The organism is Brevibacillus sp. NPDC003359 (assembly GCF_042878995.1).
GTDB lineage: Bacteria > Bacillota > Bacilli > Brevibacillales > Brevibacillaceae > Brevibacillus.
This window is the reverse complement of the sequence record NZ_JBIAOR010000009.1, coordinates 157,362-183,096: the sequence shown is the minus strand read 5'-3', so window position 1 is coordinate 183,096 and position 25,735 is coordinate 157,362. Positions and strand designations below refer to the sequence as shown.

General features: G+C 47.6%; 28 protein-coding genes and 1 riboswitch. Of the genes, 24 read left to right on the top strand and 4 right to left on the bottom strand.

The genetic code is table 11. The annotated features are described in order from the left end of the window. Positions 1 to 84 precede the first annotated feature (84 nt). Both ACFYU8_RS20735 and ACFYU8_RS20730 read right to left on the bottom strand, forming a co-directional pair. Positions 85 to 951: an RNA polymerase sigma-70 factor gene (locus tag ACFYU8_RS20735; RefSeq protein WP_390302688.1), complete on the bottom strand. Its 867-nt coding sequence runs from the start codon at positions 949 to 951 to the stop codon at positions 85 to 87. Positions 952 to 997: 46 nt separating this feature from the next. After that, positions 998 to 2,170, bottom strand: a complete 1,173-nt coding sequence (locus ACFYU8_RS20730) for an NAD(P)/FAD-dependent oxidoreductase (RefSeq protein ID WP_390302691.1) — start codon at positions 2,168 to 2,170, stop codon at positions 998 to 1,000. Between the two features lie 145 nt (positions 2,171 to 2,315). Here ACFYU8_RS20730 and ACFYU8_RS20725 point away from each other — a divergent pair, with 145 nt between their 5' ends. From ACFYU8_RS20725 to ACFYU8_RS20715, 3 genes are all read left to right on the top strand, one after another. Continuing rightward, on the top strand, positions 2,316 to 3,056 hold the full coding sequence (locus ACFYU8_RS20725) for a GNAT family N-acetyltransferase (RefSeq protein WP_390302694.1): 741 nt from the start codon (positions 2,316 to 2,318) through the stop codon (positions 3,054 to 3,056). A 156-nt stretch (positions 3,057 to 3,212) separates the two neighbouring features. After that, the gene (locus ACFYU8_RS20720) at positions 3,213 to 3,770 is read left to right on the top strand and encodes a sigma-70 family RNA polymerase sigma factor (protein ID WP_390302697.1); all 558 of its coding nucleotides are present in this window, start codon (positions 3,213 to 3,215) and stop codon (positions 3,768 to 3,770) included. Beyond that, positions 3,767 to 5,170: a hypothetical protein gene (locus ACFYU8_RS20715; RefSeq protein ID WP_390302700.1), complete on the top strand. Its 1,404-nt coding sequence runs from the start codon at positions 3,767 to 3,769 to the stop codon at positions 5,168 to 5,170. Before ACFYU8_RS20720 ends, ACFYU8_RS20715 begins: the two co-directional genes overlap by 4 nt. Before the next feature lie 62 nt (positions 5,171 to 5,232). Here the strand turns inward: ACFYU8_RS20715 and ACFYU8_RS20710 are convergent, their stop codons facing one another. Further along, a complete protein-coding gene (locus ACFYU8_RS20710) occupies positions 5,233 to 6,108 on the bottom strand; it encodes a dimethylarginine dimethylaminohydrolase family protein (RefSeq protein WP_390302703.1) in 876 nt (291 codons plus the stop codon). Positions 6,109 to 6,298: 190 nt separating this feature from the next. On the opposite strand from ACFYU8_RS20710, the gene ACFYU8_RS20705 reads away from it, so the two are divergent. The 3 genes from ACFYU8_RS20705 to ACFYU8_RS20695 all read left to right on the top strand — a co-directional run bounded on the left by ACFYU8_RS20705 (position 6,299) and on the right by ACFYU8_RS20695 (position 8,347). Further along, positions 6,299 to 7,042: an IclR family transcriptional regulator gene (locus tag ACFYU8_RS20705; protein WP_390302706.1), complete on the top strand. Its 744-nt coding sequence runs from the start codon at positions 6,299 to 6,301 to the stop codon at positions 7,040 to 7,042. A gap of 139 nt (positions 7,043 to 7,181) precedes the next feature. Continuing rightward, positions 7,182 to 7,370, top strand: a complete 189-nt coding sequence (locus ACFYU8_RS20700) for a hypothetical protein (RefSeq protein WP_390302709.1) — start codon at positions 7,182 to 7,184, stop codon at positions 7,368 to 7,370. A gap of 191 nt (positions 7,371 to 7,561) precedes the next feature. Continuing rightward, positions 7,562 to 8,347, top strand: a complete 786-nt coding sequence (locus tag ACFYU8_RS20695; protein ID WP_390302712.1) for a DUF421 domain-containing protein — start codon at positions 7,562 to 7,564, stop codon at positions 8,345 to 8,347. On the opposite strand, the gene ACFYU8_RS20690 is transcribed toward ACFYU8_RS20695, so the two are convergent. Further along, complete coding sequence (locus ACFYU8_RS20690) at positions 8,288 to 9,538, bottom strand: ATP-binding protein (protein WP_390302715.1); 1,251 nt, start codon at positions 9,536 to 9,538, stop codon at positions 8,288 to 8,290. The two genes, ACFYU8_RS20695 and ACFYU8_RS20690, sit on opposite strands and share 60 nt — an antisense overlap. A gap of 202 nt (positions 9,539 to 9,740) precedes the next feature. Further along, positions 9,741 to 9,860: riboswitch (SAM riboswitch) on the top strand. A 376-nt stretch (positions 9,861 to 10,236) separates the two neighbouring features. On the opposite strand from ACFYU8_RS20690, the gene ACFYU8_RS20685 reads away from it, so the two are divergent. The 18 genes from ACFYU8_RS20685 (at position 10,237) to ACFYU8_RS20600 (ending at position 25,443) form a co-directional block, all read left to right on the top strand. After that, positions 10,237 to 11,262 (top strand): sugar ABC transporter substrate-binding protein, encoded by a 1,026-nt coding sequence (locus ACFYU8_RS20685; protein ID WP_390302718.1) that lies wholly within the window; start codon positions 10,237 to 10,239, stop codon positions 11,260 to 11,262. A 93-nt stretch (positions 11,263 to 11,355) separates the two neighbouring features. Continuing rightward, on the top strand, positions 11,356 to 12,846 hold the full coding sequence (locus ACFYU8_RS20680; RefSeq protein ID WP_390302721.1) for a sugar ABC transporter ATP-binding protein: 1,491 nt from the start codon (positions 11,356 to 11,358) through the stop codon (positions 12,844 to 12,846). A 1-nt stretch (position 12,847) separates the two neighbouring features. Continuing rightward, positions 12,848 to 13,846 carry an ABC transporter permease gene (locus tag ACFYU8_RS20675; protein ID WP_390302724.1) on the top strand — a complete coding sequence of 333 codons (999 nt, stop codon included), beginning with the start codon at positions 12,848 to 12,850 and terminating at the stop codon, positions 13,844 to 13,846. Positions 13,847 to 13,990: 144 nt separating this feature from the next. Next, entirely contained in the window at positions 13,991 to 15,175 is a 1,185-nt protein-coding gene (locus tag ACFYU8_RS20670) for a glycerate kinase family protein (RefSeq protein WP_390302727.1), read from the top strand. 56 nt (positions 15,176 to 15,231) lie between these two features. Next, complete coding sequence (locus ACFYU8_RS20665; protein ID WP_390303151.1) at positions 15,232 to 16,572, top strand: SLC13 family permease; 1,341 nt, start codon at positions 15,232 to 15,234, stop codon at positions 16,570 to 16,572. Between the two features lie 97 nt (positions 16,573 to 16,669). After that, complete coding sequence (locus ACFYU8_RS20660; RefSeq protein ID WP_390302730.1) at positions 16,670 to 17,356, top strand: response regulator transcription factor; 687 nt, start codon at positions 16,670 to 16,672, stop codon at positions 17,354 to 17,356. Between the two features lie 3 nt (positions 17,357 to 17,359). Continuing rightward, positions 17,360 to 18,724, top strand: coding sequence for a HAMP domain-containing sensor histidine kinase (locus ACFYU8_RS20655; RefSeq protein ID WP_390302733.1), 1,365 nt, complete (start codon positions 17,360 to 17,362; stop codon positions 18,722 to 18,724). Between the two features lie 12 nt (positions 18,725 to 18,736). Next, positions 18,737 to 19,558, top strand: coding sequence for a PepSY domain-containing protein (locus tag ACFYU8_RS20650; RefSeq protein WP_390302736.1), 822 nt, complete (start codon positions 18,737 to 18,739; stop codon positions 19,556 to 19,558). Positions 19,559 to 19,907: 349 nt separating this feature from the next. Further along, a complete protein-coding gene (locus ACFYU8_RS20645; RefSeq protein ID WP_390302739.1) occupies positions 19,908 to 20,123 on the top strand; it encodes a hypothetical protein in 216 nt (71 codons plus the stop codon). An 8-nt stretch (positions 20,124 to 20,131) separates the two neighbouring features. Next, a complete protein-coding gene (locus ACFYU8_RS20640) occupies positions 20,132 to 20,461 on the top strand; it encodes a DUF2085 domain-containing protein (protein ID WP_390302741.1) in 330 nt (109 codons plus the stop codon). Between the two features lie 94 nt (positions 20,462 to 20,555). Beyond that, on the top strand, positions 20,556 to 21,371 hold the full coding sequence (locus ACFYU8_RS20635; RefSeq protein WP_390302744.1) for an alpha/beta fold hydrolase: 816 nt from the start codon (positions 20,556 to 20,558) through the stop codon (positions 21,369 to 21,371). 138 nt (positions 21,372 to 21,509) lie between these two features. After that, a complete protein-coding gene (gene map, locus ACFYU8_RS20630; RefSeq protein ID WP_390302747.1) occupies positions 21,510 to 22,253 on the top strand; it encodes a type I methionyl aminopeptidase in 744 nt (247 codons plus the stop codon). Positions 22,254 to 22,380: 127 nt separating this feature from the next. Further along, positions 22,381 to 22,938 carry a DNA-3-methyladenine glycosylase I gene (locus tag ACFYU8_RS20625; protein ID WP_390302750.1) on the top strand — a complete coding sequence of 186 codons (558 nt, stop codon included), beginning with the start codon at positions 22,381 to 22,383 and terminating at the stop codon, positions 22,936 to 22,938. 28 nt (positions 22,939 to 22,966) lie between these two features. Beyond that, entirely contained in the window at positions 22,967 to 23,443 is a 477-nt protein-coding gene (locus ACFYU8_RS20620) for a DinB family protein (protein WP_390302753.1), read from the top strand. A gap of 390 nt (positions 23,444 to 23,833) precedes the next feature. After that, positions 23,834 to 24,172, top strand: a complete 339-nt coding sequence (locus ACFYU8_RS20615; RefSeq protein WP_390302756.1) for a sigma factor-like helix-turn-helix DNA-binding protein — start codon at positions 23,834 to 23,836, stop codon at positions 24,170 to 24,172. Further along, a complete protein-coding gene (locus ACFYU8_RS20610; protein WP_390302759.1) occupies positions 24,118 to 24,345 on the top strand; it encodes a hypothetical protein in 228 nt (75 codons plus the stop codon). The genes ACFYU8_RS20615 and ACFYU8_RS20610 overlap by 55 nt, the downstream gene beginning before the upstream one ends. Further along, complete coding sequence (locus ACFYU8_RS20605; RefSeq protein ID WP_017251814.1) at positions 24,342 to 24,539, top strand: hypothetical protein; 198 nt, start codon at positions 24,342 to 24,344, stop codon at positions 24,537 to 24,539. The genes ACFYU8_RS20610 and ACFYU8_RS20605 overlap by 4 nt, the downstream gene beginning before the upstream one ends. A 250-nt stretch (positions 24,540 to 24,789) precedes the next feature. Beyond that, positions 24,790 to 25,443 carry a hypothetical protein gene (locus tag ACFYU8_RS20600; protein ID WP_390302762.1) on the top strand — a complete coding sequence of 218 codons (654 nt, stop codon included), beginning with the start codon at positions 24,790 to 24,792 and terminating at the stop codon, positions 25,441 to 25,443. Positions 25,444 to 25,735: the final 292 nt, after the last annotated feature.

The window sequence follows — 25,735 nt, the reverse complement described above, 5'->3', positions numbered from 1 at the left end:
AATCAAACCCTCTTTCACTAAAATAGGAAAGAGGGTTTTACTTGTGAGATTCTTGTGTGAATCGTTTGCTACGCTAGGAGCCGACTACGACTCTATGAATCTTAGCTTATCAGGATTTCTGACAAAGTAGAGGTTGCGAATGACTCCGTGTTCGATATGCAAAAACACCACGGTGTAGATTTTTCCGTCCTGTCTGATTACAAACCCGGTCTGGTTGTTTAGAGGTGCGAGCGCTACAGAGAAATGTGGACGCTTTGAGAAGCTGCGCATCAAGCCGAGCAAGAAGGAAGCCACGCGTTCGCCAGATAAGATCGGATGCAGAGCTGCGGTGACCTTGCCGCCGCCGTCGGAGAGCAGTACCGCATCTGTGGCAAGAAGCGTGAGCAATGTCTCGACATTTCCGTGCTCCAGTGCAGACAGAAAACGGCCGATCCATTCTTCCCCGCTCTCTTTTTCTGGGGTGAGTTGAGGTTCTTCTGTGGCAATCCCCATTTTCTTTTTAGCCCGACTAACGATCTTGCGGCAATTCGCTTCGGTTTTCCCAACCAGTTCGGCAATCTCGTCATATTGGAAGTCAAAGGCTTCTCGCAGGACAAACACCGCTCTTTCTGCGGGAGACAGCCGCTCCAACAGGACGAGCATTGCATAGGATAGCAAGTCTTTCGTAATGACAGCGTCATAGCTGTCAGCACCAGGGGTAGAGATGGGCTCTGGCAGCCACGGTCCTGTATACAGCTCCCGTTTTTTTCGGGCCGATTTTAACAAATCGAGGCAGCGGTTGGTGGTCATTTTGCACAGGTATGCCTTCGGTTCAGACATTTGCGCAAGCGGGACATCGTAGGCCTTCACGAATACGTCCTGCACAACATCCTCCGCATCCGTGGCCGAGCCGAGCATCTGATAGGCAAGCCGGAACATGAGCCCTTTATATTGTTCGTACAGAGCCTCCATGGCTGTGTCACTTCCTCTTGTGTCTTCGTACGTCCCTGTTTTTTCCTTATTTTATCATGCTGGCAATATTCCAGGTAAACTGGCGAATTTTCCACCCCAATTTCCCTGTCAAAATGATATCGAGTCCCCATTTTCTCGTCCAAACCATTCCGCGTTCTGGGCCAAGTCCAATGCAGTAAAAGTCCATGTAGCTTTTGTGTGCGGGGGCAGGAGTACCGTCCAAATCTGCCAACACAATTTTGCCCAGGCGCACCGCCTGTCCGCTGGCTTCCTTGCAGGTCATCGTATCTGCTTGCCCGCTGGCTGGATCTACGATGCGTGCACAATCGCCAATGCTGTACACCCCTGGAGTACCCGCTACGCGATAGGATTCATCGACGACCACCTGTCCGCGTGTGGTCAGTGGCAAGCCCATGCTACGCAATGCGGGATTGGGCAGGAGTCCGAGCGACCAGACGCATAGCCCGACAGCAAGCGTGCGACCACTGTTTAGCGTCAGCATTCCGTCCCTCTCATGAAGTACTTTTTGGCCATGGAGAATGGTAACGCCGCTATCTGAGAGTGCACTCTCCAGCTTGTGCCCCATTTTGGCAGGACCTTCTACAAACAAGCGATTTTGTGCGTTGATGAGATAGACCCTGACTTCATCAGGATGGATGCCGAGGTTCTTCGCTTCCTCGCGCATAGCAAAAGCTAACTCCGCAGAGGTCTCCATCCCGCTGATGCCCGCGCCCGCAACGGCGATCGTCAACAATCGCTCGCGTTCGGATGGTTGTTTCTCATGGACGGCTTGGCGCATGTTGGCAAGCCATTTATCCCGAACTTCCTCGGCTGCCTCGACGCCCGTCAAAGCGATGCCGCCTTGTTCTGGCTCCGGTTGGCGAATGACGCTTCCTACTGCCAAGATGAGAATGTCGTAGGGCAACGTCTGTTCTTGGCCGTTTTTGTTCAGGAATAAGAGGGTCTTCTCCTTCCCTTTGATCGACGTGACTGTACCTTGCATGAATTCGACGCCCTCTGGAAACAGGCTTTTTAGCGGAATGGAGATGTCTGTTTTAGCAACCGCTGGTTTGAACAACAGTACTTTGCGAAGGTGATGAGGCTCTCTATCAATTAAGATGAAGCGGATCGGGCGTCCTTTGCACGTGTCCCGAACGGCTTTTAGTGCGTTGATACCTGCGTACCCGCCTCCGACAATCACACATGTTACTTCTTTCATGCCAATCAGCTCCTCGTTTGGTTTGACCATATAACGAGAGTGAGAGCGATTGTGTGACATACCCCAAGAGGAAAATGTCGAAGAAAATCGAATAGGGAATAGATGGAAGGATAGACACATCAGAGTTCGTAGGAGGATTCCAAGCATGTCATACAACATCTACACGTTCGCACAAAGATCAGATCTAAACGATCAAGCTGATGCACTCATTGAAGCAAGCTGGTCTGCCTTCATGCTGAATGACGAAGTGGCTAACGAATATTACGGTCATCTGAATGACTGGTTCTCTTCTTATCAATTCATGTTGACGGACGAGGCTGACAAGTTGATGGCTGTAGGAAATGCGATTCCATTTTATTGGGATGGCACTGCGGAAGGGCTGCCAAAAGGCTGGGATGATGTCTTTTTGCAAGGGATTGAAGACTACCGCCAAGAAAAGCAGCCAAACGCGTTATCGGCACTCTCTATCTCAATCGATCCCCACTATCGTGGACTCGGTCTCAGCAAGCAGATGGTTACGGCGATGAAGGATATCGCCAAGGAAAATGGCTTGGCTTATTTGGTGGCACCCGTACGTCCATCGCTCAAGCACAAGTACCCGCTGACGCCAATGGACAACTATGTTCAGTGGAAAACGTCCGATGACGCTCCGTTTGATCCATGGGTGCGTACGCATTGGAAACTGGGAGCGACGATCATGCAGGTTGCGCCGGAATCCATGCTGATCAGAGGAAGCTTGACGGATTGGGAAAGCTGGACGGAGATGAAATTCCCGGAGTCAGGATCATACATCATTCCAGACGCATTAGTTCCCGTTCAGGTTGACGTGGAAAAGGACGAAGTGGTATATATCGAGCCGAATATTTGGATGCAGCATTTTCTGTAGATCGATCCAGAAGGTTTGGTTTTTGGAAAAGGACGAACAAACAGCGAAGTAGCCGTTGTGGAACCCACAGCGGTTTCTTTTTGCATTTTCTGTCACCTTTTTGCCGTGAGACGGATCATACCTACTAGCAAGCAATCAACGGATGAGGTGAACGGATTGAACGAAGCAGAAACAATGCCAGCGAGTCTGGAGGTTACACGGGAAGCCAGACTGAAATGGCTGATGCAGCAATACGGGGAGAAGATTTTTCATCTGGTGAGCCTCACGGTAAAGAATCATGCCTTGGCGGACGATATTACCCAAAATGTTTTTATCAAAGCATATCGGCATCTCGATCAGTTCCGTGGGGACGGACAGATCAAGCATTGGCTCTACAAGATCGCGATGAATGAAAGCAAAAAACATTTTCGGTCGTGGTCGTTCCGCAACATTTTTCCGACGATGGATGATCATCTCGGCGACCTGATGGATCGGCAGGCAAACAATCAGGTAGAGGAAGAGATTTTAAACCGGGTGAAGCGGGAAGAGGTCGTCACGTACATTCAATCCCTCGCACCGAAGTACAGGCAGGTTATCCTCTTACACTATTACGAAGACCTGTCGATTGCGGAAGTGGCGGACATTCTCACGGTTTCGCAAGAGGTTGTCCGTACTCGTTTGCATCGAGCCAGAAAGCAATTGAAGGAGACCATGTCGAAGGAGGTAAAAGGATGAGCGACGATCGCATGTGGAGGGAATGGAGCCAATCAGCGAAGCAAGCTGTTCGTGAGAAATATCCGTTTCATTTGGAAAAATTGGAGCAGGACGTCCTGGCAAAAATTCAGCGTGAGAAGCGTCGCCGTCGCTGGCAGGTAACCTCTTGGGTAGCTGGAGTAGCTGTTGCTGCTACTTTTTTCTTCCAGATTGTTCAGCCCTTTGAGGGAAGCTCGTGGGGACTGACGGGGGCAGAGCGAGGTCAGGAAGTATTTGAATGGATCACGCCCGATGAAGGTTTCATGCACGCTTTGAAGAACGGCTATCCGATTCTGCCTGAGGTGAAATTGGAGAAGGACGGTTTTGTGTATCAACTCAAGGACGCTATGGTGGATCGGAGGCGGATTACGTTTACGCTGTTAATCTCCGGTGAAAAAATGGAGGAGATCGCGCGGATTCCGGATGAATCGAAAAGAAGCGAGATGCTCTATGGGAGTCTTCGTGTAGATTTGGGGGAGCTGAAAGAAATAGGGCATGCTCCGAAAGATTTTCAATTAATCGATGGTGTGCATTATCTTATCATCACACCGAATTACCGAATTGACGAGAAAAAAATGCGGGAGTTCATGAATCAGACGAAGCCTGTTCTGCCTGTGCAAATTGTAGATATGCGCAAGAAAGAAGCTGATGAAGTGGTAGCCGAGGTGTTGCTGCCCCTGCCAAGGTCCGTCACTGTAGCAGAAAAAGTAATCCAACCGGATGCAGAAGTAGATGCTGTGCTAGAAACAGACAGCCTGTTGACGAGGCTGAAAGTAAATCAGATCATAGCTTCTCCGACGGTGATGGAAGCGGAGCTGGAAGCTGCTTTGCAGGATGGATTCGAGTTGTATCGCTTGGAGAATGTGAAGCTGGTAGATGGGAATGGAAAGGAATATCCGGCAATGGATGACCGAATCAATGAGAATCTGGAACGGGTTCGAGGTGGCGATGCTACCCGGGTTCAAAGCAGTGACAAGTATACCATGCAGTTTTTCCCATCTCTCTTCTTTGAAGACGTACCGGAAAAACTCGAGCTTCGATTCGACGAGGTATCTGCGAATAGGTCCATTAGAGAAAACATAGTGCTGGATCGGAATGCCAAATATCCGCAAAGCATCCTGTTTGGCAAAAAGAAAAAGCTGAACATAGATAAGGTGTATTACGAAAAAGGCAAGCTTTTCATCGTCATCCCGAACGAAGGACCAGAGGAGATTAATCTGCGTGTAGAAGGTCAGTATTACAAGGATTTTATTATCGCAGAGAACCTGGAGACCGTTTCACTTACTTTCGAGGTACCCAAACAGGATACGTACAAGGTAGAGATGAGCGGACTAGAGTTGGAGAGATTCCCCTTGGATGGCGTGATACCTATTACCAAATAACTTTACTAACATAACGAAAAGACCACATATGCTGTGGTCTTTTTTTGCATTCATTATTGTTGCTAGACTCTTTCCACTGGGCTTGTCAGGCAAGTAGGTCCACCTGTTCCCTTGTAGGAAATCTCCTCACCCTCATACTCGTACACAGTTGCACCTGCATCGAGAAGGCGTTGCTTGGTAATCGGGTTGCCTGCCACGACCATGCACACACGCGGTGCGAGTGCCAACACGTTGCTGCCGAGATTTTCGTACTCATCATCCGGTACTTCAATTAATTGAATGCCTCTGTCGATGAGCAGCTGGCGGAAAAATACTGGCATCAGCTGGGAGTAGACGACAGCTAAATCATGATCGATCATACTGATGACTGACATCAGATGCAGACATTCCGCCGGACCGCGATCATATGGGAGCTGTACCACGATGATTTCATCCGTAAAATCCTTGACCATTTCCGTAATTTGAGCGATAGCCGCCTCATTCGTGCGGAATCCAAGGCCGATAGCGAGCGTTTTGTCATCCAGCCAGACGAGATCGCCGCCATCTGACAACGCATCTCCAGTGAGCTGCCCCAGGATCGGGATATTGTTTTCTTCTAAAAACGCTTTGTATACTTCAGCCTCTCCCTGACGGAGCTCTTTGCCAGATTTGAGAATGATCGCCCCTTTGGAAGTGAATTTCACCGGGTCGTGAGCGTAAATGGAATCCAGTCCGGTTTTATCGGATTGTGGCAAGTGCAGGATGTTTTCCACATGATCGCGCAAAATCGATTCGAATTTGGCGTATTCATGCAGAGCGCGGTCCCAGTCAGGGCGGTCTGTATAGTTGAAGGTTTTCCACGATTGATCGAGATGTTCTTGACTGATAAATGCTTGGTGGGGATGCTTGATGATGACGGTTTTCATCTTTTTGACCATGGATTGGCTGCCTTGGAACATAGTTGCCTCCCTTTTTCCACATTGCAGAATATTATTCATATTTCGAAATGTTCATCATTAGTTTACACATTCTGATTTCTGACTGTCAATCTGAGATTCCAACCTGGAGTTTTTTTGCGATTCACAAAATTAGAGCAAATGGTTTAACATAGTTTCATATGAGAAGATAGAGAGAAAAGGGGGGATGACCGTGATTCAATCGTTTGATCGAGCGATGGCGATTGCAACGGCACTTTCGTCGGATGAACATAGAAAATGGTGGACGATCAATGATTTAGCGAAGGAATGCCAGCTCCCGATCAGCACCATTTATCGACTGTTGTACACGTTGATGAAGCACGGGCTGGTCGAGCAGGACGCTGCGACCAAGCAATATACGCTGGGCCTTAAATGGATGGAGTTCGGTTTGCGGGTGCTCGATCGGATCGATTATCGCAAAGTGATCAAGCCGATGATCGAAGAGCTTGCCAGAGAAGTGAACGAAAGTGTTTACTTCAGTCAGCCTAGCGGACTCGAATCGATTGTCGTTGAGCGCGTAGACAGTCAGCATAATATCCGCATCTACGACCAGTTGGGCTTGCGAATTCCGATGCATATCGGTGCAGCCAATAAAGTCGTGCTGGCACATATGTCTTTGGAAGAAGCACGACAAACCGTAGCGCAGCTCGTGGGAGAAGAGCAGGTGCCTGCTTTTATGGAGAAGCTTCAGGAGATCAGAGCAGCTGGTCATGCGGTCAGTTTTGCGGAGCGGACAGAAAATACGGCGTCTGTCGCAGCACCGGTGATTGATTACAACCAAAAGGTAATCGGGGCGTTAAGCATTGGGATTGTTACGTATGATTTGAAGGAAGAACGACTCCAGTATTTGATTGAACGGGTAAAGGATGTCGCTCACAGAACCTCGCAACGGCTAGGCGGCCTGTCAAAGGCTTGACTAGCCTTTTTTTATTTCGATGGGAAGACAAGATTGGATTCTCGAAAATGTTTCTGGTAGTCACAGCACTGGTGGCTATAGAAATCGTATTTGCTTGGGTTTTTTTATGGTAGATTTGTCATGTAGGAGAGCATATATATTGGATTGGATTTTAACAGAGCTATTCAGGATTTTTCTGGCTTATGTAGGCGGGTATATGATTCTACTAGGTTTGCAAACCTCCTATAAAAGAATAAATGGTAAAGAGGCCAAGCTTAGCTTTTTCCAAAAAATGATGGTTCTAACTATTGGTGTGGCTATCGATATCATTTGGAGATTTGTTTTTTAATCATCAAGCGGCATAAAGCAAAAACGCGATCTTCCCAACCATCCGGGAAATCGATGCCATAAGCAGAAAATGGCTGCATTCTAGTAGAGAGACACCAGGGGGAGACTCCTGGTGTTTTGTTTTTGCATAATGCCCTCCCAGAAATTGCATAGTAAAAATAGATTCGAATGCTCGAAAGGGGAGGGACAAGCGTGGAAGGATTCGGAGAAAGCATGCTCGTCATCGGGCGCGTATGTACGATTATTCCTTTATTGCTGCTGGTCACTTTATTCATGGGCAAGCGCTCGATTGGAGAGCTGCCTGTTTTTGACTTTATCATCATTATTACATTGGGATCAGTGGCAGGGGCTGACATCGCAGAGCCAGATGTCCGGCATATTTCGATTGCCGTAGCGATTATGACGTTGGGTATCTTGCAACGGGTTGTATCGCAGTTGTCTATTGTCTTTCGCTGGTTTGGCCGAATGGTTACATTTGAACCGACCGTCATTTTCTACAGCGGGACTTTTCACGTCAAAAACTTGAAAAAAATCCGCTACTCGCTCGATAATATCCTCCATATGCTTCGCGAAAAAGATATTTTTGATCTGGCAGAGATTGATCTGGCTATTATCGAGGCGAACGGTCGGTTAACTGTGCTCAAAAAAGTAGAGCAGCAGGTCGTAACGAAACAGGATTTGGACATCCAGGCTTCTTCTGCGGGAATGTCTTTGCCCGTCATTGTGGAAGGCAAGATTTATCGAGATGTGCTGTCATACCGGAATCGCGATGAGCAATGGCTTGTGTACGAATTGAAGAAAATGGGGATAGAGTCCGAACAAGTCTTTCTCGCAACGATCAATCGCCAAAGTCCCCCCGTTACATCATTAGCTATCGAATGGAAAAAGGCACAGTCACACTGCAAAACCTGCATGCAGTTACTGTGCCTTATACGGGAGCATAATGGTGAACTTGGTCCCTACTCGTGGTTTGCTTGATACATTGACCGTTCCGCCAATCGCATGAATGACATGATAGGAATACGTTAATCCAAGTCCGGTCCCACTCGTTTTTGTAGAAAAGTAAATCGTTCCAAGACGGCTAATCTGTCCTGCATCCATTCCGACGCCGTTATCCTTGATGACTAGCAATGCTTTGTTTCGTTCTATGAGCAAGTCCAGGGTGACTTTTCCGTCCGAAATATCCGAACAAGCTTCGATAGCATTTTTGATGAAATTCACCAACACTTGCTTGAACTCGTCTGGATTGGCCTTGATCGTCACAGGTCTCTCAAAGTCTTGCAGCGTAAGCTCCACGTTATGCATATTGGCAAAGGGGAGCATGACTTCACGGATGGTATGCAGATGCACGCTAACATTAATGAGCTCATGCCGTTCCTTGAGCGGCTTGGAAATCGCAAGGTATTCGGTCAAAATGGCTTCTGTCCGTTGGATTTCGTCGAGACTGATGCGAATGTATTGATCGACTTTTACCAAATTTTCCGGACATTCCTGTATTAATTTCAAGAAGCCTTTGACTGCCGTCAGCGGATTGCGAACCTCATGTGCGAGTGATGCAGCAACATGGCTCATCGTCTGGATTTTTTCATTTTGCGCGTGGCGGATAAACAGCTCCTTATCCGAAACGCACTTGCTGAAAAGCGACATTAATAACCAGAGGCCGAAAAAGTTTTGAATAGGAATCATGGTGTAGTAAACGAGGTGTTGAGTTACATACGTGGGAAAAAAATAATACGTAGTCCCTAAAGCAACTATAGAAAAAATCGTACTCGTCATAAAAAGATACAGTGTTTTCCGATAACTGGCTTTGTAGTGCCGATAAATAAAGAGTGACAAGAGAAAATTGACTGCCAGGATCAGCATGCCAACCCACGTTCCTTCACCACCTAGGTAGTAACGATAAAGAAAGGCTTCAATCAGAAGGAGCAAGGCAATCTCGACTCCGCCATAAACGAGTCCGAAAAGAATGATGACATGGCGGATATCAAAAAACATGCCAGTCGTGACACTCGGGGCGAAGGTCATTGCGAGAAACATGCAGGCTGAGCTGGTAATGACAATAAAGGAACGGCTGTAGTTCCGCATTTTGTCACGGTAATAAATGTTGAAAAACACAAACGGGATAATGGCAAAAAACCATTGAAGTATGACTTCTTTTAATAGACTCATGTAGCATCCCCATCGCAAATATTTGCTAGGCTTGTATCAATCTACGATAATTCGACAAGACACAACAAAATCCCTCTTGATGTTACATGAGAAACTGGAATATTTATCAAGAAATTTCTTTCGCTAAACCCAGTTGACAGATAGGTAATTGCCAGATTATATTCTGTATATACTTACACAAACGTTTTGAAAATAAAAACTACTCTTATCAAGAGAAGGCTGAGGGAATGGCCCTATGAAGCCCGGCAACCTAGCACGAGAGATTGAGTTCTTTCGAGCCAAGGTGCTAACTCCAACAGGTAGAATACCTGACAGATAAGAGGCGAGAATCTTGTCGATTTTTGTCCTCTTTCTCTGTGAAAGAGGATTTTTTGCGTAGCTAACGTGGGGAAGAAGCGCATTTCCAGTCTACGCTTCGGCCTCCGCCCCTCTGCGAGTGAAGACTGTCCGCTCCAGAGGCGCTTGGACTGGAAATACGCTTCTTCTACGAGGCTTTTGTTTCCTTCTTGATTGTAAAGGCTCCTACTACACACTAGTTTTTCGCTAGCCCTGGTACATGTCTGGAAGGAGACCGCCCGAACGAAGAGAGGATACAGGCGACTGGAAGACATGTGCCAGGGCTACCCCAACCGATAGAGGGGAAACAAAATTTTGAATCTTGTTATCTGTTTTCAAAAAGAAAAAGGGGGAACATCAAAATGAAAAAGAAACTTGGACTGATTACATCACTTGTTTTGGCAACGACCGTTCTCGTGACAGCATGCGGCGGCGGGGGAGCAACAACGGGAACAGGAAGCACGAACGCCGGTGCTTCGGGAGAAAAGGCGAAGAGAATCGCATTGATCATGCGTCAAAACGTAGGGACATTCTCTGCGCAATACATCAATGGCGTGAAGACAGAGGTGGAGAAAAACGGCGGCGAGTTGACCGTATTCAACGCAGATACCGATCTGGCAAAAATGGCGTCCAACCTCGATGCGGCTGTGAACCAAAAGTTTGATGGCATTCTGATCGACCATGGTACGGCGGGAGCGTTGCAGCAGGGCACGCAAAAGGCTGTGGATAAAAAAATCCCGGTCGTCCTGTTTGATACAGACATCAACATTCCAGGAGTGCCAGTTGTGGCGCAAGATGACAACAAATTGGCAGAGCTGAGCCTCGAGAAGCTGGCTGCAGATACAAACGGTAAAGGAAACATCGTAAAAATTTGGGTAGCGGGCTTTGCGCCTATGGAAAAACGCCAAGTCACGTATGAAGCTTTCCAGAAGAAATACCCGGACATCAAAGAGATCGCAGCATTTGGTTCTGCCACCAACAATACGGCACTCGATACGCAAACGCAGATGGAAGCGATTTTGAAAAAGTATCCGAACAAAGGCGACATCACAGCAGTATGGGCGGCTTGGGATGAATTTGCCAAAGGGGCAACGCGTGCCATTCAGCAAGCAGGACGTACGGAAATCAAAGTATACTCCATCGATTTGAGCGATGAGGATCTGCAATTGATCCAGGCGGAAAACTCTCCGTGGGCAGCGACGGCAGCAGTAGACCCATCCAATATCGGACGCATTCATGCCCAAACCGTGTTCCAGAAAATCAAAGGCGAGCAAGTGCCAGACAACGTGAAGCTGAATCCAGTGCTGGTGAAACAAGAAGACCTGCCGAAGGATAAGAAAGTAACGATGGGCGACCTGTCCCAATATATACAAGAGTGGGGCAAGTAAGAACCAAATTGGCTTTTCCCGTTGATACGAATCCATCAACGGGATTTTTCCTTATAGAGGTTGGAATTCGGACTTATACAGGAGGTGTGAAAAATGTCCACATTGCAGATGAAGGGGATAGCGAAGCAGTTTTCTGGGGTTCCTGCCCTGCGATCCGTCGATTTTGAGGTGCGCGCAGGAGAGGTTCACGCACTGCTCGGTGCCAATGGCGCAGGAAAGAGTACCCTGATGAAAATTCTCACGGGAGCGTATCAGGCAGATGGCGGTACGATCACCATCGATGGCCAGTCCGTGTCGATCCAATCTCCGCAGGACGCCAAAGCACTGGGCATCCAATGTGTGTATCAGGAAGTGGACACCGCCTTGATCCCGTATTTGAGCGTCGCCGAAAATATTTTGCTCGACCAGCTCGTCCAAGCAAAAACCAAGGGACTGATCAATTGGCAGAGCTTGTACAACGAATCGGAGCAGATTTTACAGAGCTTCGGCTTCTCCATTCCGGTGAGGATGCTCGTCGAAGAATGTACGCTGTCGGAAAAGCAATTGATTTTGATTGCACGGGCGACCGTTCAAAAGGCGAAGTACGTCATTTTCGATGAACCGACAGCGCCGTTGAGTACAAAGGAGAGCGAGCGGCTATTTCACATTATTGCCCAGCTGAAAAAAGCAGGAGTCGGGATCATTTACATTTCTCACAGGTTGCCGGAAATTTTTGAAATCTGTGACCGGATCACGATTATGCGCGATGGTCAGCATGTCGTGACCACAGAGACGGCTACGACCAATATGGACGAAGTGATCGCGAACATGCTGGGCAAAAGCTTCGACGAGGAGTTCCCGAAGATGGAAGTGCCGATTGGCGAAACGATTTTTGAGGCGTCAGGAGTGGCTGGCGGCAAAGTACGCGGCGTCGACCTGCATGTTCGCGAGGGAGAGATCGTGGGCGTCGTTGGTCTAGTTGGGGCAGGGAAGACCGAGCTTGCCCGATTGCTCTTCGGTGCAGATGAGGCTAAGGCTGGAGCCATTCGATTGCATGGAACACGTATCCAACTGCGCTCGCCCAAAGACGCCGTCGATGCAGGAATCGTGCTCGTCCCGGAGGAAAGGCGCAAGGAAGGGATTTTCGTCGAGGAGTCCGTGCAGAACAACCTGTCTGTTGCCTCACTTAAAAAGAAGTCTTGGCTCGGTTTTATCAAAAGAGGGGTGGAAGCGGCCAACGCAAGAGAGCTCGTGCAGCGCCTTGGTGTAAAAACAGCCGATATCAAGCAGCTGGTCGGTTTTCTCAGTGGCGGAAACCAGCAAAAAGTCGCAATTGGCAAATGGCTGGATACAAACGCTCACCTCTTTATGTTTGACGAGCCGACAAAAGGGGTGGACATCGGCGCGAAAAGCGATATTTACCGCCTGATCGGAAATCTCGCCGAGCAAAAAAAGGGCGTCCTGTATTTCTCCTGTGAGTTCCAGGAAGTCATCGGGATCGCAGACCGGATTCTCGTCATGTTCGAAGGCAAGATTGTGAAGCAACTGAGTCGCGAGGAAGCAACACAAGAACAGATTATGTATTACGCAAGCGGAGGTGAGTAACGTGGCAGATAAAAAGTTTAGCTTATTTGATTTTATTTATAAATACGGAACGGTTGCAGTCATCGTCATTGTCATGTTGTTATTCAGTTTGACCAACCCGTATTTCTTCACGTACGACAACTTGACGGACATTCTTCGTTCCATCTCGATTGTGACCTTTGTAGCGATTGGCGTTACGTTCTCTCTGATTGTCGGAGGCTTTGACTTGTCTGTAGGATCGACGGTTTCGTTGACCACAGTCGTATCTGCTTCGATGATGGTTTGGTACGAACAAGGAGTCTTCACGACACTGGTTGTCCCGATTGTACTCAGCTTGCTCGTCGGGTTGGTCAACGCCTTCCTGGTCGTGAAAATCCGCATTCCTGATTTGCTGGCTACGCTGGCGGTGCTCTACATCGTAAACGGCATTCATATGACGTATTCCCAGGGTTACTCGATCTACGCAAACATGCCAATGCAGGACGGCTCGCAAGCTCCGGGAAAATTCCAGGAATGGTTCCTCTGGCTGGGCCAGGGAGAAATTCTCTCCGTTCCTGTTCCCGTTATCCTGACCTTTTTACTTGTGGCGATCACGCATGTGTACTTGTCCTATACGAGGCAGGGGCGGATGTTGTACATGACAGGCGGCAATTTGGAAGCAGCCCGTCTGTCGGGGATTCCTGTGAATCGCTATCGTACTTTGGCTTATGTGCTCTCCGCTCTTTTTGCAGGCTTGGGCGGGATGCTCTTGGCAGCGCGGATCGGTACCGGGCAGGTGAATAGCGGTGGCTCCATGCTGATGGATGCCGTAGCGGCTGCTTTCGTAGGCTTCTCCGTATTCGGTGCAGGAAAGCCTAACGTATTCGGTACATTTGTGGGAGCCATCCTGATCGGGGTACTGCTCAACGGCATGACGATGCTCAATCTGCCGTATTACGCTTACGATATTGTAAAAGGAACGGTATTAGCGCTCGCATTGGCTGTGACCTACTATCAGCTGCGCAGAAAACGAAACGCTTAGAATCGTAACGTTCTTCTTGCTTTTCTCTCATCAATTTCTCATCTTCCTATTATTCCCTTCTCTTTTTTGAAGCTTAGTATTGGTCTTACTCAAGTGAGACAAATGCGAAAGCAAATTCAAATAAAGAGAAGGGATGTTGTTTTTATGCGTATACTCGTTGTGCCTTCGGGCTTTAAGGAAAGTTTAGATGCCGAGCAAGCAGCAGAGTGCATGAAAGAAGGAATTCTGCGTGTACTCCCGCTCTCCCAAGTACAAACACTGCCGATGGTAGACGGAGGAGAAGGCTTTACGAAAGCGATTGTAAAAATTACGAATGGCTCGATTATTGATAGGGACGTAACGGGCCCCGTAGGAGAAAAGGTTCCTTCCCATTTTGGGGTGTTCGGATCAAAGACGACAGGTCAAACTGCTGTGATTGAGATGGCGGCAGCAGCCGGACTGCGACTGGTTCCTAGAAGCTTGCGTGACCCGCGCAAAACGACGACACATGGCGTCGGTGAATTGATCAAAGCGGCGCTGGACATGGGGGCAGATCGTATTTTGCTAGGCTGCGGCGATTCCGGTACTTCCGATGGCGGGGCAGGTATGGCGCAAGCACTTGGCGCGAAATTTTTGGATGCAAGCGGTCAAGAAATCCGTATTGAAGGCGGAATCTCACTGGCAAAAGTAGCGGAAATTGACGTTTCCGGCATGGACCCAAGGCTCAAGCAGGTGCAAATCGATGTGGCTTGCAACTGGTTTAACAAGCTTTGCGGGGAAAACGGAGTCGCTCGCGTGTTTGGCCCGCAAAAGGGAGCGACGCCTGAGCAAGTCGTTGAGTTGGAAGAAGCACTCGAACAATTCGCGGCGATCATCGGGAGGGATTTCGGTATCGACGTCAGAGAAATGCCGGGCAGTGGTGCTTCGGGAGGCTTGGGTGCTGGACTGCACGTGCTCGCTGGTGCGAACCTGTATCCACGCTACGACATCATCATGAAGTACATTGATTTGGATCGCATGCTCCAAGAGACAGACCTTGTGTTTACGGCGGAAGGAAGCATTGATTTTCAAACACCGCGAGGAAAAATTCCAGTGGAAGTGGCGAAGCGGGCGAAGAAGCATGCCTTGCCGGTAGTGGCTTTGGTTGGAACCGTTGGCAAAGGTGCCCGACTCAATTATGAGCACGGAATTGATGCGTACACGAGTATTTTGCCGATGCCGTCTACGTTGGAAGAAGCGTTCATGCATGCCGAGAAGTGGCTGACCGATTGCTCGGAAAGCTCCATGAGAACCATCATGGTAGGCCTGCAGCTCGCAAATCGTTTAATGGCGAAGGAGCAAGTATCGTGATTGCACAGACTGTCGCAAAGGAAAGACCTGCCTGGGTCCTTCCGATTGTCCTGATTATGTTCGTTGAATTACTGCTTATGCTACCGTCTTCCCTGACATTTGAAGCCAAATGGAGCTTGTTCTGCTTCTGTGTCGCCGTGATCCTGTGGACGACAACCTCGCTGAACTCTGCCTATGTAGCGATTGGCTCTGTGTTACTCCTCGTGGTGACAGGAACGGCTGACCAGGAAATTTTGTTCGACTCGCTCGCCTCCGACGTCATTTGGCTAATGATTGGCTCGTTCATCCTTGGTGGTGCGCTTCAAGTGACCGGTTTGGCTGGCAAACTCACAGATTTGGTCGTGAGCCGCGCGAAGAATGTAAAAAGCTTGTTTTGGCTACTGACGGTCGTCGTTCAATTCCTTGCTTTCTTTATCCCGTCTACTTCTGGACGCGCAGCGGTGCTACTGCCTGTTTTCCACTCGCTGACTTCAGAAATCGGGAACAAACCAATTACGAAAGCCATGGCGATCCTGATTCCGACGATTATTTTAGTATCCACGAGCTCTACCATGATCGGAGCGGGCTCCCATTTTATCGCACTCGATATGCTGAAGGAGTTCAATGGGGAAGGGATGAGCTTTGCGGAGTGGCTGTTGTGGGGACTGCCGTTTGGGGTAGTGGCCAGCATTGTTACTTGCCGGATTGTTCTGGCTCTGTTTCTCACCAAAGAAGAAATGCAGCGCCCACTCGCGAGCAAAAAGCTCTCCCTTACCTTGTCCCGCAACGAAAAATATACGGTAGCCGTGATCGGGGCGATGGTCATCTTCTGGCTGACAGAGCGTTTTCACGGCATCGAAATCGCTACCACGACAGTTGTTGGCGCCTTTCTTTTGACACTGCCGAGTGTGGGGGTCATGAAATGGAAGGATGGCGTACAGTCTGTCTCGTGGAACCTGATTCTGTTTGTAGGGGCAGCCATTGCACTCGGTAAGTCGTTGTTGGAGAGCGGCGCGGCAGAGTGGATCATGAAAAAGCTGTTCACGATCACCGAGCAGTTGGAAGGGGAATCATCGCTTCTGATCATCGTCGTCATCACGCTGCTTACGCTGACATCGCATCTGTACATTACATCGCACACGACGAGAGCCGTCATTCTTGTTCCACCACTTCTTTACTTTGCGAGTAGCCTTGATTTGAATGAAGTGACCGTTCTGTTCTTAGGGATCGTCGGCATGAACTACTGCCTCACCTTCCCTGTCAGCTCCAAAGCATTGCTCATGTTCCAGGAAAGCGGCAAAGAGACCTTTTTGCCTAAGGATTTGCTGCGATTGAGCTTGTATGCGGGTGCGGCCCACGCGATCCTGATGGTTGTCTTTTATTACGCGTACTGGCAGTGGGTGGGGTTATCGATATAAGTAAAAAATTATATCTTTCGTACGGATTACTCTTTGATCCACAGCCAATATTTGCTAAACTCATCTGGATAATGGATGCAAGGCTTAGGAGGATTACATGTCGGAGCGAATATTAATTGTGGAAGATGAAGAGAAAATTGCTCGTGTGATTCAATTAGAGCTGGAATACGAAGGATACGAAAGCGAGATCGCCAAAACAGGGCTCGAGGCGTTGGAACAATACAATCAAGGCGGATGGAACTTGATCCTGCTCGATGTACTGCTGCCAGGCTTGTCAGGTATTGAAGTGCTTCGCCGGATTCGGGTAAAGGATTCCGCGACGCCAGTCATTTTGTTGACGGCCAGAAATGCTGTCGTGGACAAAGTAAATGGTCTCGATCAAGGCGCGAATGACTATATCACGAAGCCTTTTGAAATCGAAGAACTGCTGGCGCGCATCCGTTCCTGCCTCCGCTTGTCCCAAATGACGAGAAAAGTGGAAGCCAGCTCCAAAGTAGAAGTAGCGGAATTAAGCCTGGATGAAAAATCGAGGGAAGTGACGAGAGGTTCCAGCCAGATCGAGCTGACGCCGCGAGAATTCGATTTGTTGCTCTATTTGATGCAGAATAAAAACCATGTTCTGAATCGTGAACAGATTCTTACACACGTATGGGGATTTGATTATTTCGGAGATACAAATGTCGTTGACGTGTATATCCGTTACTTGCGTAAAAAGGTGGATCAAGGGTATGAAACCCCGCTATTGCATACAGTACGAGGCGTTGGTTATATGCTGAAGGGGTAGATTATGAAAATCAAAAATAAAATTCATTTGTTCTCAACGGTCGCACTCTTGCTACTGTTACTCATGGTCAACAGCTTCATTTACTTCGTGTTCTACAAAGTGACAACAGACGGAGAGCTGGATCGTCTACAACGAGAGGTTCTGCACATCCAAAGCGGTCTCAATCAGACCGGTGTGGAAAAATTCGACGCGGCCACGCTGCTACAGCCGTATTTGCCATCGAACGGCATGATCCGTGTTATCGATCAGCAATCACGGGCCATCGTCACGCAGGAAGTAGACAGCACGCAACCAATCCCGGCACCGAAGCCCCTCTTTGAAAGAAAAGCGAGTGACGGTGTCTTCGATGTCAACGGAGCGAAATACGCGTTCGTCAAGGTCCCGATCATTTGGACGAATGGAAAAATTGTCACGCTAGAAGTCATTGAAAGTATTGCGGGTTTGCAAGAGAATTTGAGCCTGCTGCTAAACGTTCTGTTGTTTGCTTCGCTATTCGTGCTGATTCCTGCTTTTTTTGCGGGCCGCATGCTGAGCAATCTGATTTTGCGACCAGTCAATTCGATGATTCAAACGATGGAAGCCATTCAAGCGCGCAGTATTTTTAAGAAAATACCGCTTGAGAACACGTCCAAAGATGAATTGCATGCGTTAGGAAGTACCTTTAACAAGATGATGGATTTATTGCAGCAAAACTTCGAGAAGCAGCAGCAGTTCGTCTCAGATGCTTCCCATGAATTGAAAACGCCGCTGACCGTAGTAGAAAGCTATGCGAAGCTATTGAAGCGTTGGGGGACAAAAAAGCCGGAGGTTCTGGCGGAATCGGTGGAAGCGATCTATTCGGAAGCCGTGCGCATGAAGGATATGACTAATCAAATGCTCCTTCTCGCAAACAATAGTGCCGAATGGAATCTGGATGTCAAAGAAATCGACTTGATCCCGTTGTGCCAAACGACTATCACACAATTGACCAATGCGTATGGCAGGTCATTTCAACTAAAGGCAAACAACGAATCGGTTCTCGTCATGGCCGATGAACAAAAACTAAAACAAGTGCTCGTCGTTTTACTCGACAATGCGATGAAATACAGCTCGAATGAAATTGAAGTGGGTGTAGGGATTCAAGGAGATCGTCCTTATTTTTCGGTGAAGGACTACGGAATGGGGATTCCAAAAGAAGATTTGCAGCATGTTTTTGACCGTTTCTTCCGTGTAGACAAAGCCCGCAGCCGCGAAACAGGAGGCGTAGGACTAGGTCTCTCTATTGCCAAACAGATCGTCGATGCCCATCAAGGCGATATTGCACTTGATAGTGAAGAAGGGAAATGGACGTTCGTGACCGTTTTTCTGCCAGGGCAGGCTAAGAAATAGCAGGAGGTACGTATGAATAAAAAATGGAAAATAGGGCTGCTGGCGAGTTTTCTGTTGGTCACTACGGCATTTGGCATGCAACGGATCTTTGCAAGTATGGATTTGCAAGCATTGTCAGAGGAGGAAGTCAAACAGATCGTGACGGCCCGCTATCCGGGGAAAATTGAATCGATCTCCATGACGGATGTAGGGGAAAACAGCATTTACAATCTCCAACTCCTTAATGAGCGCGGAACGTATAGTGTGATGGTGAATGCGCAGACGGGTGAGATTATTGATTTGAAGGAGCTCTCCTTGGTCGCAGCCACTGCGCAGCCAAAGGCAAACGAAACGGCGACGAATCCAACGCAACCGGGTTCAAATCCGACAGTCAGTGCAGCGCAACCGAATGGCGGCGGGAAGGATGCTCCAGGTAAACAACAGCCAGCTACAACCCAGACACAATCACAGCAGCAGTCAAAACCGAATCAAAGCTCGAATCCACCGGTGCAGCCACAGACCAAAATTACCGAACAGCAAGCGAAACAGATTGCGACGGAAAGAACAAGTGGCGGCAAGATCGATGATGTTGACTTAATCGAGACAAAGAGTGGAGCAGTCTATCGGGTGATCACGAAAAAAGACTCCAAAACGGTAGATGTGCGCATACATGCCATTACCGGAAAAGTGCTTTCGACGACCACCATCGACAATAGCTCTACCGATGATGATGACGATGATGATCAGACACCAGCCGATAAAAATGGCAGCGCTCCGGCAAATACTCCTGCAACTGGGGACACGAACTCCGTCGACACCGACGACGATGATTTGGATGATGGTGATGATGATTAGGATTTAGATATTTCATATGGAGGGAGCCGTCAGTGTCTGCACTGACGGTTTTTTTGTTCGGGAGGGAAAGTGATGAGAGTTTCTTAAGCCTATTTGATGTGGAACTGGAATATGTGCAAGTTGAGGACAGAGATACAAATAGGAGGGAAAAATCTCCTGTTCCGATTCCCGTTTATTGGCTTACATACGCACGTACAGAGCGTTATAACTATGTGGACGCCATAACAAATCAGCCGGGTCGATGACTTCACCCCCGATCGTAACGCACAGTGAAACTACAGATACTCTTTGACGTAGATAGAATTGAAGGGAGAGGATGTATCTGTTTTTTGTTGGAGTAACGCTTTGCATGATCGCTTGGATAGCGGGAGGCGTTTTTCTGTATCAAGGGGATTATGTAACGGGAGGAGTCTTGATCATACTGGGTCTTCTCGTTTTGATTAGCATGTTCCTTTTTTACTCAACAAACCGGAAAAAGCGTAAAAATAGCTCGTTCGATTGCAACCATCTTCCCGTTGATTGTCCGGATTGTGATGCACCCGATTGCGATTGCAAGCCAGATTGAGGGAGTTGATGAAGATCAATACGCAGTGGATTCCCTGTCATCGGCGCCCAGATCGCTCCTTTTCTATCGCGGGTAAGAAAATGCCGCTATGTGCCAGATGTGTTTCGATACTGGCTGGGTACCTGCTGGCGCCCGTTTTTGCAGCGATGCATATCGTGACTCCTTATTATTTGATTGGATTACTGCTATTGCCGATGCTTATCGATGGCTTTACCCAACAATGGAAGTGGCGGACAAGCAATAACAAGCTCCGATTTTTCACAGGGCTCAGTTTTGGAATCGGACAGTCTTTATTCATTTCGAATGTCGTGTGGTTTTTGGTAGAGAGTCTCAAGTGAAACGATATGCCTCTATGTACACAAAAATTTCAATTTTATGGTAATCCTTTCACCTGGGACATCCCTCCTATATAATACAGGTGGGGGGATATTAGTGATCCATTATAAGACATACATACGTGGTGAAGATTGCGAATGGGTGACTTTTGTCCATGGGGCAGGGGGTAGCTCATCGATTTGGTGTAAACAACTTAAGGCATACAAAGAAAATTTCAACGTTCTTCTAGTAGATATGCGTGGTCACGGAAAATCGAAGAGCATCCCAGGCAAGCTGTTCAAAACATACACCTTTGATGATGTCAGCAGAGATATCATAGAGGTTTTAGATCATTTAAAAATTGCTTCCACCCATTTTGTGGGGATTTCCTTAGGGACGATTATTGTGCAGATTATTTCGGAGCAGGCCCCGGAGAGAATGCGTTCTATGGTTTTGGCAGGAGCTGTGACGCACTTGAACGTTCGATCACAGGTGCTGATCACGATGGGGAATATGGTCAAGCATTTCATCCCGTACATGTGGTTGTATCGACTGTTTGCATGGGTGATCATGCCGAGTAAGCGTCATAAAGAATCGCGTTCATTGTTTATCCACGAAGCCAAAAAGCTTTGTCAAAAAGAATTCAAGAGATGGTTCAAGCTGACAAAAGGCATCAATCGATTCCTGGGAACCCTCTTTGATAAAGAACCTCCTATCCCTACCTTGTTCATCATGGGTGACGAAGACCATATGTTTTTGCCCTTCGTCCAGATGCGTGTGAAAAAAAGGCAATATGCACAGTTGAGTCTAGTCACTAACTGCGGTCATGTCGTCAATGTCGATCAGCCGGAAGAATTTAACCGAATCTCTATCGGGTTTATTCAAAAGCAGTCGACCACATCGCAAGGAATGTATGCACTGAATCTAGCCTAGTTTCGTAAGATAAGAGCCGCAGAGGATGCTTCTGGGGTTCTTTGTTTTTTCTTCGGTTGCGATTGGCAAAGAAAAATGTTCCAATGTAGGGAAATGGAATAGGTAAATACTGGGTATGAATGAAAAGGAGGCAAATACATGTCGATTCAAAATGAACATGATTTGATCTGCTTGAAGCGGATCGGGAGTATTGTGGCAGAAGCAAGAGAGGCGATGATAAAAGCCGTGCGGACAGGCGTGACAACGAAAGAACTCGACCGGATTGGCGGGGAGATCTTGGCAAAGTACGGAGCGCGGTCTGCACCGAATATCACGTATGATTTTCCTGGGCATACGTGCATCAGTGTCAATCACATTGTTGCGCATGGCATCCCTGATGATACAGTCCTGCAAAGTGGCGATATCATCAATATTGATGTCTCGGCGGAGCTGGATGGATATTTTGCCGATACAGGTGCTTCAATCGTGGTAGGGGAAGGCGAGCCTAAGAAACAATCCTTATGCCAATGCGCCGAGGAGTCGCTGTACAAGGCATTGGATGCGGCAAAGGCTGGATCAAAGCTAAGTCAGATTGGTCGCATTGTTCACCAGGAGGCCAGGAAAAAAGGCTTTACAGTGGTCAAAAACCTTACGGGCCATGGCATAGGCAAGAGCTTGCACGAAGAGCCTACTTACATTTTGAATTACTACGACAAAAAGGATAGACGCTTGCTCACAGAAGGTCTCGTATTGGCGGTTGAAACTTTCATTTCAACGGGGACGGAATATGTGGAGGATGGCAGGGACGGTTGGGCGATCATTACGCCTGATAAGAGTTATGTAGCTCAATACGAGCACACCATCGTTGTAACGAAGGGGAAGCCAATTATTTTAACAGCTTAATTGATTGCAGGGAGACCCCAGATTGATGAGGTCTTTTTTTGTGAAGAAAAACTTGCAGAATAGCCAATGATTGTATATTCTTTATATAAGAATATACGTTCGTATTTCATAGAGGAGGTTTCTTTCCATGAATCGGTGCGGCTGGGTGAATCAGGACCCTATCTATATGGATTATCATGATCAGGAGTGGGGAGTTCCTGTATACGATGATCGACTGCTCTTTGAATATTTGAATTTGGAAGGTGCACAAGCAGGGCTGAGCTGGTACACGATTTTGAAAAAGAGGGAGAACTACCAGCGGGCATTTGATAACTTCGAAGCGGAGAAGATTGTTCAATACGATGAAGCCAAGATCGAACAATTGCTGACAGACGAAGGCATTGTCAGAAACAGGCTGAAGATTCGCGGCGTCGTGAAGAACGCCCACGCGTATTTGCGGGTTGTGGAGGAGTTCGGGTCCTTTAGCAGCTATATTTGGTCGTTTGTAGGCGGGAAGCCGATTCATAATCATTTTCAGGAAATGAAGGATGTGCCTGCTTCAACCGAAATCAGCGACAAGATGAGCAAGGACCTGAAAAAGCGGGGTTTTACGTTTGTCGGTTCAACAATTTGCTACGCCTTTATGCAAGCAGTCGGCATGGTCAATGATCACGTAGCGACATGTGATCTCTATCAAAAAAACTAGGACGAGCTTACGGGGAGGGGAGAATGGCATGAACGAAAATGATCTCTTAATCTTAAATTTTGAGGAAGTAAGACGTAGAAGCATCAAGGTGTGGAAGGCAATTCCTAAGGAAATGCTGAACTGGAAGCCTGACGATAAAGCGTTCACGTGCGGGGAAATGATTCGTCATGTCATTGAGGGTGAGTTTTTGTATCACCAGATTTTGATCCAGCGGGGAAGCGCTGCCTTGTCTGATATCCCCAATCCGTATGAAACCAAAGAGTTTTCGACCGTAGAAGAAGATTTGGTCTTTGCGAAGCCGTATCGAGAAGAATTTCTCCGCTTCGTCAAAGGGCTGTCCAAGAGCGACTTGGAGAGTGTCCGCATTGATCGATCTGATGTTGGGTATGTCCGCACGCTTGGAGACATGCTGCTGCGAATCGCCTATCATGAGTCGGTACATACCGGCCAGCTGCTAGATTATATGCGAACGATGGGTGTTGAACGTCCGAATATTTGGGATTAAAAGAGTGGACATATAGAAAAGTAAGCTAGTTCTTCTGCTGTGAATGCGAGAGGGGCTTGCTTTTTTATTTTTAAAGGTCCTTCTTCATTTAAGGTGTTTCTTGCATGATGGGCAGATAAAACCTAAAAAGTATGAGAATTATGTACTTTTATGGAGTAGGGACAGTAATTGTGTAAGGATAATTTAATACTTCCATACAGGCACGATCTCCAATCGGGATCGTGTTTTTTTGATGTCTTTTCTGATGTTTATGCAGAGGATCAACCGGAAAAATCATCTCCAAAAATCTGGTAGAAAGAACTTGAACTTATTACCATAGTATGAGATACTTGTACTACAAAGAGAACGAACGTTCCTATTTCCGGATGAAAAAGACAGAAGGTGAAGCATGTGACAGATGAGCAGTTGAAAGAGCATTGCAGAAAAGTGCTCAAGAGGATTGCTTGGCGATTGCAGTACGCCGCCAAGAAGCGTTTGTACAGGGAGACGGTTATCAATGAGGGCATGCGGGGAACGGAAGCGATCGAGGACAACCTGTCGAACCTGTATGTTCAGGAGGTGTTGATGCAACTCCCAGAAAAAGCTCGGATGATTATCAAGCACGTCGTCATTCAAGGAATGACTGAAGAACAGGTAGCCAAAAAACTGAATATGACCAGACAAGGAGTGAGTAAATGCAAAAACAAATATTTGCGCCAATTGGCCGAGAAGCTGATTCATTCAGCCTAACCCTCCAAAGAGCACAGTCAGGGGATAATCGGGCCATACTGACGATCCTCGACTTTCTGCTCCCCGACATGGAGTACCTTGCTTCCTTTATCAAACTACCTCGCGAAGAGAGCATGCAAGAAATGAAAACCGCGATGCTCGAAGCGATTCGCAGTGGAGAAGTGATGCTATGATGACGATTGATTATGTTCAGGTTCTCGCGGTTGTCGTGTGCTTCCTTGCTTTAATCGTCACGTTTAAGCAGGTAGATTTGCAGATTCGGATTAATAATTTGTTCAACCTGCAATTAAAGGCAAACAAAGAGAAAAAGAAAGAGCAATTAGAACAAAAAAAGGAAACTCCGACTGACGATCGGAATCCCCATTGATGGCTTGGGGCAAAGAATACAACTGGTGAGTATCCTCTTTGCCCTCTTTCATTATACAAGAAAATGATGACGCAAAGGAGACTCGTACGAAATGATAGAAGCAGCATTAATCGGAGCAGCTGTCTTATTAATCGGAGTTATTATCGGACAGATCGGTTTGTCTCAAAGATTAAGAAAAGACGCAAGAGTCAACGAAAACGGTTAAGCAACAATTCGGACTTTATATATATGACCGAGGGGGAATAGTGCCTTGATCAGCAAAGATATTTTCATGGAAGCAGTATGCGAGGTGTGTCCGGCAACGTGCTGGGGAAAGAAATCACATTGCCAGGTTCATGATAAGCACGTAGGAAAAATCGATTCTTGCCCGGAGTGGGACAAGTATATACGGGATCAAGAGGCAAAAGGGCAGCAGAGGACAGTATCAGCTAGAAAAGAAGGCTTAGCCCGGCTGAGTGAGCAAGCACCCATCGTAGATTTTTTACAGAAAGCTGAGGAAGAAATCCGCGACTACAATTACATGCAGATCGAGATCGTGCGCATCCAGCGTTTTTTGCGTGAGGCGGGGGAAGGTATGGTCTCTCAGTACGGATTGGATGCAGGTATGCCAAAAGGAAAGGGCACCAATGGAGATAAGACGCATGCGGAGGTCGTACGCCGGGAACGAAAATGGAAGAGGCTGCAAAATTTGCAGGATAAAATCGAGCGGATCAATAAAGCGGTCGAGATGATTCCGGGTGAGCAGGAGCGATTGGTAGTTGAGGCTTTGCTGGATGGCGATAAAAACAATCTGATTGCCAAAGAGATTGGTGTGTCCCGACAGCGGTATTATGAAATCAAGCGCAGTGCCGTGATGAAGATGGCTTGGGCGATGTATGGCGATCAGGCTCAGCAGACTGGATAATGGAAACAAAGCACCCCGCGATAGACGAGAAGCTGTCTGATGATGACAGCTTCTTTTCATTTTCATAGGCAAGTTGAAACTGACAAAGGTTGACACTTCCTGACACATAGGGTCATTTTCCCGGTTTTTCTGCCGAATCGGTTATACTTGAGTCAAGCGAAACAAGTAAGAGAGATACGAGCCATCCGATGAAGCTGTCGGGTGGCTTTTTATGTACGCCGACGACTCAACTGTCCGGCGAGCGGGGAAAACGGCGATAGGCGCCACACGATGTTGCGAGTTCAAAGCCATG

Excerpts from the sequence above, each read along its gene's own strand:
- ACFYU8_RS20735 (WP_390302688.1), bottom strand. The coding sequence starts at position 951 with ATGGAGGCTCTGTACGAACAATATAAAGGGCTCATGTTCCGGCTTGCC.
- ACFYU8_RS20730 (WP_390302691.1), bottom strand. The coding sequence starts at position 2,170 with ATGAAAGAAGTAACATGTGTGATTGTCGGAGGCGGGTACGCAGGTATC.
- ACFYU8_RS20725 (WP_390302694.1), top strand. The coding sequence starts at position 2,316 with ATGTCATACAACATCTACACGTTCGCACAAAGATCAGATCTAAACGAT.
- ACFYU8_RS20715 (WP_390302700.1), top strand. The coding sequence starts at position 3,767 with ATGAGCGACGATCGCATGTGGAGGGAATGGAGCCAATCAGCGAAGCAA.
- ACFYU8_RS20710 (WP_390302703.1), bottom strand. The coding sequence starts at position 6,108 with ATGTTCCAAGGCAGCCAATCCATGGTCAAAAAGATGAAAACCGTCATC.
- ACFYU8_RS20690 (WP_390302715.1), bottom strand. The coding sequence starts at position 9,538 with ATGAGTCTATTAAAAGAAGTCATACTTCAATGGTTTTTTGCCATTATC.
- ACFYU8_RS20685 (WP_390302718.1), top strand. The coding sequence starts at position 10,237 with ATGAAAAAGAAACTTGGACTGATTACATCACTTGTTTTGGCAACGACC.
- ACFYU8_RS20680 (WP_390302721.1), top strand. The coding sequence starts at position 11,356 with ATGTCCACATTGCAGATGAAGGGGATAGCGAAGCAGTTTTCTGGGGTT.
- ACFYU8_RS20670 (WP_390302727.1), top strand. The coding sequence starts at position 13,991 with ATGCGTATACTCGTTGTGCCTTCGGGCTTTAAGGAAAGTTTAGATGCC.
- ACFYU8_RS20665 (WP_390303151.1), top strand. The coding sequence starts at position 15,232 with ATGTTCGTTGAATTACTGCTTATGCTACCGTCTTCCCTGACATTTGAA.
- ACFYU8_RS20660 (WP_390302730.1), top strand. The coding sequence starts at position 16,670 with ATGTCGGAGCGAATATTAATTGTGGAAGATGAAGAGAAAATTGCTCGT.
- ACFYU8_RS20655 (WP_390302733.1), top strand. The coding sequence starts at position 17,360 with ATGAAAATCAAAAATAAAATTCATTTGTTCTCAACGGTCGCACTCTTG.
- ACFYU8_RS20650 (WP_390302736.1), top strand. The coding sequence starts at position 18,737 with ATGAATAAAAAATGGAAAATAGGGCTGCTGGCGAGTTTTCTGTTGGTC.
- ACFYU8_RS20645 (WP_390302739.1), top strand. The coding sequence starts at position 19,908 with ATGATCGCTTGGATAGCGGGAGGCGTTTTTCTGTATCAAGGGGATTAT.
- ACFYU8_RS20640 (WP_390302741.1), top strand. The coding sequence starts at position 20,132 with ATGAAGATCAATACGCAGTGGATTCCCTGTCATCGGCGCCCAGATCGC.
- map (WP_390302747.1), top strand. The coding sequence starts at position 21,510 with ATGTCGATTCAAAATGAACATGATTTGATCTGCTTGAAGCGGATCGGG.
- ACFYU8_RS20625 (WP_390302750.1), top strand. The coding sequence starts at position 22,381 with ATGAATCGGTGCGGCTGGGTGAATCAGGACCCTATCTATATGGATTAT.
- ACFYU8_RS20620 (WP_390302753.1), top strand. The coding sequence starts at position 22,967 with ATGAACGAAAATGATCTCTTAATCTTAAATTTTGAGGAAGTAAGACGT.
- ACFYU8_RS20610 (WP_390302759.1), top strand. The coding sequence starts at position 24,118 with ATGCAAAAACAAATATTTGCGCCAATTGGCCGAGAAGCTGATTCATTC.
- ACFYU8_RS20605 (WP_017251814.1), top strand. The coding sequence starts at position 24,342 with ATGATGACGATTGATTATGTTCAGGTTCTCGCGGTTGTCGTGTGCTTC.